This window comes from Pontibacter sp. CAU 1760 (assembly GCF_054482735.1).
Genome location: NZ_JBTLRL010000010.1, coordinates 112,745 through 127,487 on the forward strand (window position 1 = coordinate 112,745; position 14,743 = coordinate 127,487).

General features: G+C 36.1%; 14 protein-coding genes. All 14 read left to right on the forward strand.

Annotated elements, in window-relative coordinates; genetic code table 11:
- Complete coding sequence (locus ACXYMU_RS14965; RefSeq protein WP_458987220.1) at positions 1-966, forward strand: glycosyltransferase family 2 protein; 966 nt, start codon at positions 1-3, stop codon at positions 964-966.
- A gap of 7 nt (positions 967-973) precedes the next feature.
- Positions 974-1,753: a glycosyltransferase family protein gene (locus ACXYMU_RS14970; RefSeq protein ID WP_458987221.1), complete on the forward strand. Its 780-nt coding sequence runs from the start codon at positions 974-976 to the stop codon at positions 1,751-1,753.
- The gene (locus tag ACXYMU_RS14975; protein ID WP_458987222.1) at positions 1,750-2,706 is read left to right on the forward strand and encodes a glycosyltransferase family 2 protein; all 957 of its coding nucleotides are present in this window, start codon (positions 1,750-1,752) and stop codon (positions 2,704-2,706) included. The genes ACXYMU_RS14970 and ACXYMU_RS14975 overlap by 4 nt, the downstream gene beginning before the upstream one ends.
- 2 nt (positions 2,707-2,708) lie before the next feature.
- The gene (locus ACXYMU_RS14980; RefSeq protein ID WP_458987223.1) at positions 2,709-3,575 is read left to right on the forward strand and encodes a glycosyltransferase family 2 protein; all 867 of its coding nucleotides are present in this window, start codon (positions 2,709-2,711) and stop codon (positions 3,573-3,575) included.
- The gene (locus ACXYMU_RS14985) at positions 3,575-4,816 is read left to right on the forward strand and encodes a glycosyltransferase family 4 protein (protein WP_458987224.1); all 1,242 of its coding nucleotides are present in this window, start codon (positions 3,575-3,577) and stop codon (positions 4,814-4,816) included. Before ACXYMU_RS14980 ends, ACXYMU_RS14985 begins: the two co-directional genes overlap by 1 nt.
- 141 nt (positions 4,817-4,957) lie before the next feature.
- Positions 4,958-6,145, forward strand: coding sequence for a glycosyltransferase family 4 protein (locus ACXYMU_RS14990; RefSeq protein WP_458987225.1), 1,188 nt, complete (start codon positions 4,958-4,960; stop codon positions 6,143-6,145).
- A 10-nt stretch (positions 6,146-6,155) separates the two neighbouring features.
- Positions 6,156-6,998: a glycosyltransferase family 2 protein gene (locus tag ACXYMU_RS14995; RefSeq protein WP_458987226.1), complete on the forward strand. Its 843-nt coding sequence runs from the start codon at positions 6,156-6,158 to the stop codon at positions 6,996-6,998.
- The gene (locus tag ACXYMU_RS15000) at positions 6,995-7,948 is read left to right on the forward strand and encodes a glycosyltransferase family 2 protein (RefSeq protein WP_458987227.1); all 954 of its coding nucleotides are present in this window, start codon (positions 6,995-6,997) and stop codon (positions 7,946-7,948) included. The genes ACXYMU_RS14995 and ACXYMU_RS15000 overlap by 4 nt, the downstream gene beginning before the upstream one ends.
- A gap of 1 nt (position 7,949) precedes the next feature.
- Positions 7,950-8,966, forward strand: a complete 1,017-nt coding sequence (locus ACXYMU_RS15005; protein ID WP_458987228.1) for a glycosyltransferase — start codon at positions 7,950-7,952, stop codon at positions 8,964-8,966.
- 8 nt (positions 8,967-8,974) lie between these two features.
- Positions 8,975-9,676 (forward strand): FkbM family methyltransferase, encoded by a 702-nt coding sequence (locus tag ACXYMU_RS15010; RefSeq protein ID WP_458987229.1) that lies wholly within the window; start codon positions 8,975-8,977, stop codon positions 9,674-9,676.
- Positions 9,667-10,905 (forward strand): glycosyltransferase family protein, encoded by a 1,239-nt coding sequence (locus tag ACXYMU_RS15015; protein ID WP_458987230.1) that lies wholly within the window; start codon positions 9,667-9,669, stop codon positions 10,903-10,905. The genes ACXYMU_RS15010 and ACXYMU_RS15015 overlap by 10 nt, the downstream gene beginning before the upstream one ends.
- On the forward strand, positions 10,902-12,143 hold the full coding sequence (locus tag ACXYMU_RS15020) for a glycosyltransferase family protein (protein ID WP_458987231.1): 1,242 nt from the start codon (positions 10,902-10,904) through the stop codon (positions 12,141-12,143). The genes ACXYMU_RS15015 and ACXYMU_RS15020 overlap by 4 nt, the downstream gene beginning before the upstream one ends.
- Complete coding sequence (locus ACXYMU_RS15025) at positions 12,140-13,306, forward strand: glycosyltransferase family 4 protein (protein ID WP_458987232.1); 1,167 nt, start codon at positions 12,140-12,142, stop codon at positions 13,304-13,306. The genes ACXYMU_RS15020 and ACXYMU_RS15025 overlap by 4 nt, the downstream gene beginning before the upstream one ends.
- A 32-nt stretch (positions 13,307-13,338) precedes the next feature.
- Positions 13,339-14,709, forward strand: coding sequence for a hypothetical protein (locus ACXYMU_RS15030; protein WP_458987233.1), 1,371 nt, complete (start codon positions 13,339-13,341; stop codon positions 14,707-14,709).
- Positions 14,710-14,743: the final 34 nt, after the last annotated feature.

Genomic DNA, 14,743 nt, shown 5'->3' on the forward strand with positions numbered 1-14,743 from the left:
ATGTCTATTTTACCTAAAATTTCCATTATTACCCCAAGTTACAACCAAGGGCATTATCTTGAGGAAACCATCAATTCTATACTTGAGCAGGGTTACCCTAATTTGGAGTTGATAATTATTGATGGCGGTAGTACAGACAACACGGTTAACGTTATTAAGAAATTTGAATACGCCATTACACATTGGGTAAGCGAGCCAGACAGGGGCCAGGCTCATGCTATCAATAAGGGTATAGCATTGGCAACCGGCGATGTATTTAACTGGATAAACAGCGATGATTACCTGGAGCCGGGAGCGTTGCATGCAATTGGAGAGTTCTTTTTGAATAACCCCGATAAGAATGTATGCTGTGGCTATACCCATTGTTTTTATGATGAAGATAAGACGACTAGCCATACTTACAGAATGGGCTTAAGGGCTACCACCACAGACACCATCTTAAACTATGCCATGAACCAGCCTGGTACATTTTACAGGATGCATGCGATCAATAGCCTGAACGGGGTAAACGAGTCGTTGCGCTATGTGTTTGATAATGAGCTATGGTTTAGGTATTTGTGCAGGTTTGGTATAGATACAGTGGGAATTACCGAAAAGCTACTGGTAAACTTCAGGCTGCATAAATCATCGAAGAGTGTAGGAGAAGGATTTGAAAAATTCTGGTATGAGCAAAACGACATCTGGATTAATTTAGCAATGCAGTTAAACTTTTCGACAGCGCTGTTAGGCTGCATTAAGCAGTTGCCCCATCAAAATAAGTATACGTCTCAAAACTGGGACATGTCTTTTTTAGATACAGATAAAGTAAGAAACTACTGGTACCTTAAATACCTTAACACACTATACTTAAAAGGATATAAGACTGAGTGTAAAAAGGCATTTAAGAATTTACTCCTGGCCAGGCAACTTCATTTTAACAGAATCAACCTATCGCTTTTTACAAAACTGTTTTTATCGCCACTTTAAGCTTTCTATGCCAATTATTAATATCAACGCATCGTTTGGCTTCTTTGATAACTTAAGATTTAGGGCTGTAACTAAATTTAAAAGAATATTTAAGTCAGCGGAGTGCGATCCCTTTGAAATTCCCATCATTTTGAATAATTACAACAGGCTCGAGTATCTTCAGAAAATGGTGGCGTGGCTTGAATCAGCGGGATACAAAAATCTGTTTATCCTAGACAACAATTCCACCTACCCCCCGCTGTTAGATTACTATAAAAGTACACCGCATACGGTTTACAGGTTAAACAAAAATGTCGGGTTTTTGGCGCTATGGCAAACAATAGTGTTTACCCGTTTTTCAGATAACTATTACGTGTACTCCGATGCTGATTTGCTACCCATACACGAATGCCCGGTTACAGTGTTAACGCATTTTAAGGCAGTGCTGGCTAAATTCAAGGCTTATGATAAAGTTGGCTTTGGCTTGGAGTTAAACTCTATCCCAGACCACTACCCCTTAAAGGAGAATGTAATTAGCTGGGAGCATAAATTTTGGGAACACGAAATAGACAAGAATATTTTTGAAGCGCCCATAGATACTACCTTCGCACTTTACAGACCTGGCACTAAAGGTGGTTCAGAGCTAAAAGCACTAAGAACGGGATATCCTTATGTTGCGCAGCACTTGTCATGGTACGTAGACCCTCAAAAACTATCGGCCGACGAGGTGTATTATCAAAGGACTACATCCGCTTCAGGGTCATGGACAAATAAACTTACAGGCAATTCTACAATCCCAAAATATTGAAGGCTAACCAGCACACGCTCGCAATAGTTATACCTGCTTATAAGGCAAAATACATTACAGACACTTTGAGCTCCTTGGCTGCTCAAACCTGTAAAAGCTTTAAAGTATATATTGGAAATGATGGGGGCGATAGTGAAATAGATGACATCGTAAAGAGCTTTGAATCTGAATTGGATCTGACCTACGTTTATTTCGACAAAAACTTAGGCAGCACGTCTTTAGTTAAAGCCTGGCAACGTTGCATTGCGCTAACAAATAATGAACCATGGATATGGCTTCTGCCTGACGACGACTATGTGAATGAAAGATGTGTAGAGGGAGTACTGGAAGAAATATTGAAGAACTCACGACATGAATTAATACGCTTCAATTCAACTTTAGTCAATGAAAAGGGGCACGTTATAAAGAAAAATCCTCCTTTTCCTGAAGTAGAAGCAGCTTTTGTCTCTCTTATGGAGAAAATAAATTATAACAGAACATCAACACTTGCGGAGTATGTCTTTAGCAGAAAGACATTTGTTAAAACCGGGGGGTTTCCAGAATTACCGCTAGCATGGGGCAGTGATGATGCTGCCTGGTACCTTTTTGGACAAAAAGCAGGGATTAGAACAACTTGTAAAGGGGAAGTTTTTATCAGACAGAGTAAACTGAATATATCCAATAACTATTCTGATTATAGTTTTAATAAGTTAGAGGCTTTGCTTAATTTATTCTGCACTTTAAAAAAGAAGCCCGCATTTGAAAGTGATATACTGATTTACAGCGAGCATTATAATTTTGAAAAAGATACTCAGTTCTTCGTATTCAATGAGATGCGTGAACTTAAGCTTTCGCTTTCAATATACGATATTTTTTATTTAGGTAGTATAGCTTCTCGAGTATGGAGTGGAGGAAAATTGAAAAACAGCTATAGATTTTGGCTAAACAATTACCGTAACAAAAAATATAAATGACCATGACCCACACATTTGCTGTATGCATTCTTTTTTATCAAAAGCTAGAACAAACGATAGAATGTATTGAGAGTTTTTCTTATGTACCTGGTCCTGTAAAGATATATGTTTTAAATAATGGTTCTGATGAACAATCTTTCCTAAAATTAAAAAGCAGGTTTCATAATGTTGATAAAGTTGTGTTCTTTGATGCAGGCGAAAATCTAGGGCCTGCCAGAGGTAGAAACTTTTTGATTAACAAGGTTACTGAACCGTGGTTAGTTTTTGCAGATAATGATATTACAGTAAAACCAGAGAATTGGCCAGAACTTCTATCAAGTGCAATAGCTTCAAAGCCACAAACAGAAATCTTCCTGCCCAAGCTCTTCAATGTTCATGAGAACGAATATGCTAACTTCTTACCATTTCATCTTGAAGGTAACCAGGTTTATGATACAGAGAGTAACCATCAACAAACAGATAAAGAAGCTACTTTAAATTGGTTTCCTTCTGGAGCTTCTGTTGTTAAAAAGTCCTTTTTTGAAGAGATAGGTAATTTTGATGCCAATTTGTTCGCTTTCGAAGATTACGAGATGGGGATACGTTGTATAATGAAAGGTCGAAGTTTGAACATATCTATTATAGAATCAATTACTTTTGTTCACGATCATAAATATCTACCTAATAGGACTGACAAAGATGCTGTTTTACAACGGTACAATTCTCAAAAGCTGATGAAGAGCTTTGAACATATAGAGTTAAAGTTTGGCATCAAACTAAATCATGATTGGCAGACTTGGACGAATTCCCAGGTAAACATAATGACCAAGAGCAAAAATTATAAATTTATTGAAAGAATTATAAATAGAATTCATAAAGCAATAAAGTAATGCCAAAGCTCAAAATTGCTTTTGTTAGTTATGAATATACCCCTGATATAGGTAAGGGTGGTATAGCAACTTACATAGGTCAAATCGCAACTGCAATGTCGCACTTAGGGCACCATGTTGAAATATTTTCAGGCAGTTCAACCAGAAGTTGTTCAGAAACTTATAATGATATTCTTACTCATAGGGTTTTGTGTTCAAACCCCCGTGAGTTTCAATTTAATGTGGTTGAAAAGTTTAAGGAAAGAAACAGACTTGTAAAATTTGATGTTTTTGAATGTGCTGAAATCAATGCTGATGGAGCTCTGATTAATAGTAGTTTACCCCATCTGCCACTAATAATAAAATTACATACTCCCACATATTTAATAATCAAACTTTTAAATTTTTACACCCCTGTTTTAAAAAAAATTAGATTCTTTCTCGGCAACTTTAAACGAGGTATTTGGAGACCTTGGGGTAAACCTGATCTGAGTAGAGATGAAGATTATAAGTTTACAGCAAAAGCAGATTTAATCCTTAGTCCTTCAATTTCTTTAAAAAAAATCATAGTGAATGACTGGGCCATACCTCATAATAAAATCAAAGTAGTACCTAATCCTTATAAACCCTCAGAAACGACACTATCAATACCTATAAATCGAAAATATAAAAAGGGCATTAATATACTATTTATAGGTAAGTTAAACATTCACAAGGGAATTATCAACCTTGCTAAAGCTATACCAGGAGTTATAAAGGCTCATTATGAAGCAAATTTTATTTTTATAGGTAGTGATGGTCCTTCTCCATTAGAGGGTATCACAATGGAATCTTATTTAAAAGTCAAATTACAACGCTTCGAAAATATTAAATTTGTTGGCACTATAAATCTAGATGAAGTTCCTGGTTATTTAGCAGATGCAGATATTTGTGTTTTCCCAAGTGTTTGGGAAAACTTTCCTTATGTATGTCTCGAAGCTATGAGTTCAGGTGCAGCAGTAATTGGTAGTGACAAAGGTGGTATGCAAGAAATGCTATCAGAAGATGCTGGTGTTTTGATAGATCCTTTGGATTATAAACAAATAGAAGCGGCTATCAAATTTTTAATTCAACATCCTGAAAAGAGAAAATGTTTAGGTGCTGCTGCAAGAGCTAAAGTTCTAAAAGAATATAATTTAGACAAAATTGGGAAGGCAATGGAACAGGTTTATTTAGAAGCTATGGAAAATAAAAAGAAAGAAAACAGAGCCATTAAATTCTAAATCAATTATTAAAATTCATAAACTTTATTTATTTCACTTTATTGAAAAAAATTAAATAAATATCTCTTAATACTTATAATTTGCTATAAAATACGTTATTTTGTAAATTTAGATAACAATTAAAATATTTTTTATAAAAAATTGGGATATAAAATAATTGAAGTTTACCACTTCTATAATGGTAAAGGTGGTGGAGTTCTCTCGGTCATCCAAAATATTATCAAGCATTCAAATAATCCGCTTGTTAAACACCATGTTTTACATATTCTCAACGAAACTGACTTTTCAAATTACAATAGTTTGGGCATAGAAGGAGCATGGAGTGAAAAAGTTTTCTACTACAACCCTAAATCGAACTACTATCATAATTGCAAAAGACTTGTAAAACTACTTCCTGATTATAACGCAGTAGTTGTTGCACACGATTGGTTTGAATTAGGAATGATAACAAATTTAGGGCTTCAGAACCCTGCTGTGCAATTCTTGCATGGAGATTATGACTATTACTATCAGCTAGCGCAAAGACATAAAGAATCCATTGATCGGTTCATTACAGTGAGCAAAAATATTCACTCAAAGCTATGTTCTTATTTGCCAAATCAAAAGCCTTTTATATATCATTGTAGATTTCCTGTGCGTCAGATAATAAGTACTGTCGAAAAACAACATACACTTCTCAAGGTTTTCTATTGCGTCAGGAGGCTAGACGACATCAACAAACAGTTTGAAATTTTACCTCTTATAGATAAAAAATTAAGAGATAAAGGAATAATTGTTGAATGGAAAATTGTTGGTGATGGCCTTAGTACAATGGAGAGGGAGCAAATATGGGTTGACAAAAACTTTGTTACTTACTACCATCGTTTAAGTAATGACGAAGTATCAGAATTGCTTCCTACTAATGATATTTTTATTTTACCTTCTATCAGAGAGGGCTTTCCTGTTACTTTAGTGGAAGCTATGAAGGCAGGCCTTGTGCCGTTAATTACTAATTGGGCAGGTGCAACTAATGAATTAATTTTGCCAGGCAAAACAGGATATTATTTTGAGGTGGGAGATGCTGATGCGTATGCTTCACAAATAGCTGTTTTGCATAATGATCGCACTTTATTGAAAAGTATATCTGTGGAGGGGCAAAAACTTTCTAATGTGCTTTTTGATCCATTTAGCAATGTCACAAATATTGAAGATGTCCTGGTGGATGCCTTTGAAAAAAGGAAGAAGAATAAGTTAGCCTATAAAGTTTATGGGTCTTTATTAGACCAACTTTGGTTGCCTAATATCATAACGCGTAGTTTAAGATCCGTGTTGCCACAGCGTAATAGATAATTGACACGTAATGCAAACTATAAAACCTATAATCAGTGTTTTGATGACTTCTTTCAACAGGGAAAAGTATATCAAAGAAGCTATTGACAGTGTTTTAGCCTCTACCTTCAGAGATTTTGAATTGATAATAGTTGATGATTGTTCGACAGATAAAACGTATAAGATTGCTTCCTCAATTGCAGCTAAAGATTCAAGAATAAAAGTATATAAGAATGAAATAAATTTAGGTGATTATCCTAATAGAAACAAAGCAGCAAGTTATGCTACAGGAAAATATATAAAATATTTAGATTCCGATGACACAATTTCTCAGAAGGGGCTTGAGATTTTTGTAAATATGATGGAGCAGTTTCCTGAGGCTGCATTTGCTCTTTCTTTGGATTCAGTATATGGGTTAGATCGTCCTATAGTTAAAACCCCACCAGAAATATTTTTTGAACATTTTACTGGTAAAGGCATAATAAACTGTGGACCATCAGGCTCTGTTATCAGGAAATGTGTATTTGACAATGCAGGAGGCTTTTTGGAGAAAAGATATATTGGTGACACTGAATTATGGTTAAGATTAAGTCAGGAAAATTGCCTACTTATTTTGCCATCAGACTTGATTTCATGGAGAGAGCATGAAGGACAAGAATTTAAGTTAGGAAGTAGCAGTAATGATTATATCATTCTTAGGTATCATTTGGCAATGAATTATATAACGAACAAACACTCTCCAATAAGTTATTTTAGTAGGATACGGTTTTCTTTTAATCAAACGAAAATTTTATTAATAAATAATTTCAAGGTATTTATAGCTGATAAGAAAAAAGGCTTCCAGCTTTCTAAATCAGTATTTTTAAGTAAATGATGTTTCCTTTAGTTTCCGTAATAATATCGTTATATAACAAAGAAGATTTCATTGGCGATACTATAAACGCTGTTTTAAATCAAACCTATTCTAACCTTGAAATCATTGTAGTTGATGATGGATCTACAGATAACAGTCGTAATATTGTGCAAAAGATAAGAGATAGCAGGGTTAAATTTTATTGTCAAACTAATAAAGGACCTGGAGCTGCACAAAATTTTGGATTCCATTTGTCAAGCGGAACATACATTAAATTTCTCGATGCAGATGATCTTTTAAAAGAAGATACAATTGAGGGACAAGTTAACTCATTAAAAAATAAAGTAGATAGCATCAGCTATGTTGAGTGGCAAAAATTTCAATATAATGTACCATCATCTAAAAATATTAAAAATACTATACATAAAACTTGTACTCCCATTGAATATTTAACTTTTGAAGGTAGACCGCAAATGCTTCAATCTGGACAGTTTCTGCTTCCTCGTAAAATTTTTGCTAATAGTGGTCTTTGGAATGAAAACTTAACATTAATTAACGACACAGAATTCTATATAAGATTGTTTCTATCATCGAGAACATTAATTTTCTCCGAAAGGGGCATGCTTTTTTATAGAGTTTTATCTGATAAGTTTTCTGTATCAAAAATCGCAACAAGACGGGCAATGTTCTCCGCAATAATATCTACTGATCTTTCTGCAAAATATTTATTGGATTATGAATCATCTGAGAGAGTACTAACTCTCATAGGAAAAATGTATCAAATGGTGCTGGAGTGGACATATCCGGAACATAAGACCTTAACAAAATTATTAGAGAGGAGACATACTTTGGTTCCTAAAAAATACTGGAAACCAACTCCATCTGGATTTTATTTCAATTTACTTATGAAGATATTTGGGTGGAAATTAAGTAAACGTGCTCAACTAATTTATTATAGTTTCAAATACTAAAATGAAAATTTTACTTGTTATGGACCCTGGTATCCTTGTACCGCCTAATGGTTATGGTGGGCACGAAAGGCTGGTATATATGTTTGCTAATGAATACCGGCGGAAAGGGCATGAGGTGCATTTACTGGTAACAGAAGGCTCAGAAGTAGAGGGGTGTATGGTACATGGATTTGGCAAGCTAGGGTTTCCCCCTAATAAATGGGATGCAAGGAAAGCTATTCCTGTGGCATGGAAATTCCTTTGGCAGCATAGACATAATTTTGATTTAATACACAATTTTGGAAGGCTGGTATATTTGTTGCCTATTCTGAATCACCCTGTAAGGAAAATAATGACCTATGGCCGGGAAATAAGTAGAAAGAACATTCGCTGGATCAACAAATTACCTAATAGGAACATTGTATTTACAGGCTGCAGCAATGATCTGGTTTCTAGAGGAAATGTATCGGGTCAATGGCAAACTGTTTATAACGCCATTCCATTCGAAAATTATTTATTAAATAATTCAGTTACAGAAGATGCTCCTCTCATTTTTTTGGGTAGATTAGAGAGAGTGAAAGGCTGTCATACTGCTATCAAAGTTGCCAAAGCAACAGGCAATAAATTAATTATAGCTGGTAATGTTTCATCGCTTCCTGAAGAGCAGGAGTATTACAAAAGCGAAATTGAGCCTTTTATCGACAATGAACAAATTATTTATATCGGTCAGGTAAACGATGAGCAAAAGAATTATTATTTAGGTAAATCGAAAGCACTTTTATTTCCCATTGAATGGGATGAGCCATTTGGGATGGTAATGGCAGAAGCTATGGCTTGTGGCACACCTGTTATTGGCTTCAGAAAAGGATCTGTTCCAGAGGTTATTAATCATGGTGTTTCCGGTTATATAGTAGAAAATTTTTCAGCTATTATTAAAGCTTTAGATGAAATAGGCAAAATAGATCGTAGATTATGTCGTGAGCATGCACAAAGCCAATTTGATGTACCTATAGTTGCTGCAAAATATCTAAGTATCTAATACAATTTATGATTGAAAATTTAAAAAGGAAAATTAAAAACAGGTTGGGTGTACCCTCTGTTTCTTCCAGTCTTCAGTTAGCGCACAAGAATGGCTTTACACCTAAGGTTATTTTCGATATAGGAGCATTTGAAGGAATCTGGACTAAAGAAATAGTACAGGTTTTTCCCTCTTCCAGCTTTTATATGTTTGAAGCACAAGAGTCTAAGAAGGAAATATTAGATCATATTTCAAAAACACTCCCTGCAAAAGTAGACTTTCATTTAGGCTTACTTGGTGCTATAACTGGAAAAGAAGTTGTGTTTTATGAATATGAAACAGCAAGCTCTGTATGTAAAGAATTTTATGATACAGGAGCCAAACAAAAAACATTATATCTTCAAGCTTTAGATGAAGTAGTAGAGAATAGAAGGTGGCCTTCACCTGATTTAATAAAATTAGATACTCAAGGGTATGAGTTAGAAATACTAAAAGGTGGAAATAAAGCACTTAAAGCGGCTGAGGCAGTTATTATGGAAGTGTCTCTTCTAGAGATTTATAAAGGTGCTCCTCTGATAGAAGATGTTATTGCACAAATGTCTAACTGGGGGTTTCAAGTATATGATATTTGCTCACTTATGCGTCGCCCTTTAGATAATGCGTTATACCAAACTGACCTTCTATTTGTAAGAAAAGATTCTAATTTAGTATCAAGCAGACGTTGGGTTTAAAAGATTCTATTGTTCTTATATCTTCAGGCCAGCCTTCCGCCAATCCCCGGTTAGTTAAAGAAGCTATTGCTTTATCCGAAGCTGGCTATAAAGTGACAGTAATTTATGTGCCAATCTCACCATGGGCAGATAAATTTGATGCTGAACTAATTCGCAGATTAACTTCTATAATCTTTGTCAGAACAGGCTACCACCCCTATACTGAAAAAAGACTTTACTTATGGGCCAGAGCCAGGAGAAAGTTTTTATCTAAAATTTACACTTGGATTGGAGATATTTGTCATATAGCTGACTATAGCACTGTGCTTTTTGCACAGGAATTATTTCAGGAGGCAAAACGACACAGGGCTGATCTGTACATTGCTCACAATCTTGGAGCGCTGTCTGTTGCCGTTAAAGTGGCACAAAAATTTAAGGCAAAAGTAGGATTTGATGCAGAAGACTTTCATCGGGGTGAATTTGCTGAGGAAAGTTTGGGAAATTTGCATACTAAATATTTGGAAAATAAGTATTTCCCAAAGCTAGATTATTTTTCCGTTGCAAGCCCCTTGATCGGTGAAATTTATCAAAAACTATTTCCTCAATTAAAACCTTTAATATTAAATAATGCTTTTTCAGTATATTTAATTAAAAATCCACCTGAAAAGCAAACTCTAACTCTTAAATTATTTTGGTTTTCGCAAACGATTGGGAAAAACAGAGGAATAGAAAATGTTATACTAGCCATGGGTAAACTAGCTGGTAATTCTGTAAGCTTTACTATGCTTGGTAATATTACTGCTGAAATGAAAAACTATCTACTTAGCATTGCCTCGAGAGCCTCTTTACACAAAGATCAAATCATTTTTTACCCTGCTGTTGCTGAACAAGATATTTTTGAAATTGCATCTAAATGTGATGTGGGCATAGGTTCAGAAGTGCCACATTGCCTGAACAGGGAGTACTGTCTTACTAACAAAATTTTCACATATCTTTTGGCTGGTAATGCCCTTGTACTTTCTAATACACTGGCGCAGAAGAGGTTTTTGAAGGATTTTCCTTCTTTAGGTTTTACATATAAGAGCGAAGACTCGAATAGCTTGGCTAATATTTTAAGGCAATATATTGAAAATCCCAATCTCTTAGCTTTACACCAAAAAAATGCAAGAAAATTGGCTCTTGAAAAATTGAACTGGGAGACTGAAAGTAAAAAATTTTTAAATACTGTCAAAGAAGTTCTTGCCAAATGAAGACGCTCTTAATTATTTACCCTCACTGGGTTCCTTCCAACTTAGCAGGTGTCCATCGGCCCAGGCTGATTGCTAATTACCTTAAAGAGCTAGGATGGCACCCGATACTGCTTACTGTTTCTTCTGAATATTATGAGGAGGTAGCTGATCCGGATATTGCTAGAACAGTATCGAAGGATATAGAGGTAGTGTATACCAAAGCGTATAAAGTCTCTCAACCCAGAATTATCGGTGACCTTGGGCTCAGGGCTTTCCCTTTTCTCTATCGTGAAGCTTTAAAGATATTAAAGAAGAGAAAAATTGATTTTATATGGATTCCGATTCCTTCCTTCTACACTTCATTGTTGGGCAGAATATTACATACTATAACAGGAGTTCCCTATGGTATTGATTATATTGATCCTTGGGTGCGGGATATCAGTAATCGCCAGGACTGGCGGTCAAAGCTAAGTCTTTTTGTCGCTAGAAAGTTAGAACCTATTGCAGTCAAAAAAGCTGCTTTAATTTCAGGTGTTTCTAACGCTTATTACACTCCTGTACTTGATCGAAACTTCAAAGATTCCCCTGTTGCGCATGTAGGCATGCCATATGGCTTTGACTCGAATGACCATGACATCATTTTAGCTGATTTAAATTATCCGTGGTCCGAAATTGATTGCGATCCTTTGGTATACGCAGGAGCCTTTCTTCCTAACTCGCATTTTTTCGTTAAACTTTTATTTCAAGTGATTCAAGATAAGGTTGCGCAGGGAGCTTGGGATATGCGAAAGCATTTTTTCTTTTTAGGTACTGGGCTGTATGCAGGCACCACGATTGCTGACTACGCAAAACAATATGGGATAGAACACATCGTGCATGAAGTTAGGGAGCGTTTTCCTTTTCTGCACGTGCTTAATTTTTTAGCATCAGCCTATGCCGTGATGATTATCGGTAGTACTGAAAAACACTATACCGCCTCCAAAACCTTTCAGGCACTATTAAGCAAAAAGCCAGTGTTTGGAATTTCTCACCGGGAGAGCAGCGCTGTAGCGATTATGAAAGAATGTAAGGCTGCTGATTTTATAGTGGAATATCACGAGCAAGCAGAAGTGCAAAAACTCAAATCTGCAATTTTGAACAAGCTTGACGTATTAGTTAGCGGAAATTTTCAGTGGCACCCTGATTTTAGTAAACTGGATAAGCACTCCGCAAGTGCCTCGGCTAAAGCGCTGGTTCAAAAGCTTGAGGAACTTGTATGAAGCGGCTGGCTATTATTACAACTCACCCCATACAGTATAACGCTCCTGTATACAAGATGCTGGCTTCTACTCCGGAACTTGAGGTAAAAGTATTTTATACCTTAGGTGAAGCATATGGAGATAGAGTAGATAAAGGTTTTGGTAAAAAAATTTCCTGGGATATACCCTTGCTGGAGGGGTATGAGTATAAGTTCTTGCAGAATGCTTCCAAAAATCCGGGAACTTCCTATTTTAAAGGTGTCATTAATCCAGCTATTATATCTGAAGTTGAAAAGTTTAGTCCCACTGATCTTCTTGTATATGGGTGGAGTTTTGACAGCCATTTGAAAGCGTTAAGACACTTTAAAAATAAAGTTAACGTTTATTTCAGAGGTGACTCTACTTTGCTTGATGAAAAGGAGGGCATCAAACTACTGCTTAGGAGGATCATACTTAGCTGGACTTATAGACATATTGATAAAGCCTTTTACGTCGGCACCAATAATAAGAAGTACTTCTTGAAGCATGGTATAAAGGATCATAACCTCATTTTCGCACCACATGCCATCGACAATGATAGGTTTGGTGATGATACATTGCACAAAGATGAGAGCAAACGGATTCGTGAAAATCTGGGGATATCAGAAAATCATATTGTATTTCTGTTTGCAGGTAAATTTGAAAATAAGAAAAATCCGCTTCTTCTTTTAAATGCATTTAAAAAGCTGAATAAGCAGGACGTAAGCCTATTGCTTGTCGGAAATGGAATATTAGAGCGTGCATTGCGACAGGAGGCTGCGGGATATGATAACATACATTTCATGCCGTTTCAAAACCAGACACGCATGCCGGCTGTTTACCGGGCAGGTAATGTCTTTGTGTTGCCCTCCAGTGGCCCCGGCGAAACGTGGGGTTTATGTATCAATGAAGCGATGGCTTCAGGTCTTGCTATTATCGCCAGTGATAAAGTAGGATGCGCTGTTGATTTGGTGCAGGAAAATCAAAATGGTTTTATCATTGAAGCTGGCAGTTTAACGAGCATAAGCGATAAATTAGAAGTCTGCGCTTCTAAATCGGCACATGAGTTGTCTGAAATGGGCAAGGCCTCCAAGGCTATTATTGCACACTGGAGTTTCAATCACATTTGTGGCGCAATCAAAACAGTTTTGAGTACAACTGATTAAGCTATAAAAATAAATAAAGGTAATTTATAGAAATGGCAGAAAAGGCACCGGACAAGTTACTTTATCAATTTTCCTCACTGTTGGTTGTAGGATTTCTTCTCATGGCGTTTTCGCAGCTATCTTTTCTTTCGATAGTTGGAGTATTATTTTTTGTCTTTATTCTGAACAGCTTACTTCTTGGCATTGGAGAGGGGATACCTATTCATATAGTTATTGTGTTCATTGGAACGCTGCAATGGGTTATTGGGCCTATACTGAGTTATTATACAGGGATTAATCACCCTTTTTATAAAATGCAGGTTCCGGAAGAAGAGTATCTAAGCTTTGCTATTCCAGGTGTTGTTCTGTTTTACTTTGGGCTCTCTCTACCCATTGCCAGTTTAAGCCATTTGCCTAAAATTATACTTAGCGATATTAGCAATGTGGTAGAAAGCAAGTCACAGGGGGCTTATTATCTAATAGCAATTGGCTTCATCTCTTCGTTTGTATCAACTTTTGTTCCTCCCTCTCTTTCTTTTTTTCTCTACTTACTATCACAGTTAAAGTTTATTGGCTGCTTTTATCTATACCTGGATAAGTCGAGAAATAACACAGTGCTTTACCTTGTTTTTGCCACCCTACTACTTGATGCTGTAGCAAAGGCCATGTTTCATGACCTACTCCTGTGGGGCTTTTTCTTTTTATTTATTTATGGTATTAAGAACAATATAAGTCTTACTAAGAAAGTTCTGATGCTATTGATTGGCTTTTTCATGATGTTTGTACTTCAATCTGTAAAATACCAGTACAGAAGTATTGCATGGGCAGCGACATCCTTGGGCGCATATGAGAAAGGTGAAATTTTCTTTGGAATGGTAAAAGAAAGTTTATGGTCGCCTGATATATTATTTGACCCAAAAACAAATGAACTTACAGTAACAAGGCTTAACCAAGGATGGATTATTACACGTGTCATGAATTATGTTCCTTTTGTTAGACCCTTTGCGGACGGACAAACGGTGAGGGATGCATTCAGCGACACTTTGCTGCCACGGTTTTTAGCACCAGACAAGCAAGTTACAGCCGGAGGACGTGAAAAAATGGAACGTTTTACCGGTATAATTTTGCAGGAAGGCACGAGCATGAATATTAGCCTTTTGGGTGAGGGCTATGGTAACTATGGGAGGAATGGGGGCATTATTTTTATGTTTCTGATTGGGATAGTTTTCAGCCTTATTCTAAGGGTGCTACTAGTTAAGAGTGTCCTTCATCCAACTTATATTTTTTGGATACCTTTTCTTTACTTGCAGGTTATTAAGGCAGAGACTGATCTTGCTACAACTTTAAATTATCTTTTTAAAGCCACTATTATTATGTTTATTGTCTTTTATGGGTTCAGGAAAGTACTTAAAACGGATATATAGTTTCTGTATCAAAACCCGCCTACCTACCTGCCCA

Coding starts and splice junctions, on each gene's coding strand:
- ACXYMU_RS15000 (WP_458987227.1), top strand. CDS start 6,995: ATGATGTTTCCTTTAGTTTCCGTAATAATATCGTTATATAACAAAGAA.
- ACXYMU_RS15030 (WP_458987233.1), top strand. CDS start 13,339: ATGGCAGAAAAGGCACCGGACAAGTTACTTTATCAATTTTCCTCACTG.
- ACXYMU_RS14980 (WP_458987223.1), top strand. CDS start 2,709: ATGACCCACACATTTGCTGTATGCATTCTTTTTTATCAAAAGCTAGAA.
- ACXYMU_RS14995 (WP_458987226.1), top strand. CDS start 6,156: ATGCAAACTATAAAACCTATAATCAGTGTTTTGATGACTTCTTTCAAC.
- ACXYMU_RS14985 (WP_458987224.1), top strand. CDS start 3,575: ATGCCAAAGCTCAAAATTGCTTTTGTTAGTTATGAATATACCCCTGAT.
- ACXYMU_RS14970 (WP_458987221.1), top strand. CDS start 974: ATGCCAATTATTAATATCAACGCATCGTTTGGCTTCTTTGATAACTTA.
- ACXYMU_RS15025 (WP_458987232.1), top strand. CDS start 12,140: ATGAAGCGGCTGGCTATTATTACAACTCACCCCATACAGTATAACGCT.
- ACXYMU_RS15010 (WP_458987229.1), top strand. CDS start 8,975: ATGATTGAAAATTTAAAAAGGAAAATTAAAAACAGGTTGGGTGTACCC.
- ACXYMU_RS15020 (WP_458987231.1), top strand. CDS start 10,902: ATGAAGACGCTCTTAATTATTTACCCTCACTGGGTTCCTTCCAACTTA.
- ACXYMU_RS15005 (WP_458987228.1), top strand. CDS start 7,950: ATGAAAATTTTACTTGTTATGGACCCTGGTATCCTTGTACCGCCTAAT.
- ACXYMU_RS14965 (WP_458987220.1), top strand. CDS start 1: ATGTCTATTTTACCTAAAATTTCCATTATTACCCCAAGTTACAACCAA.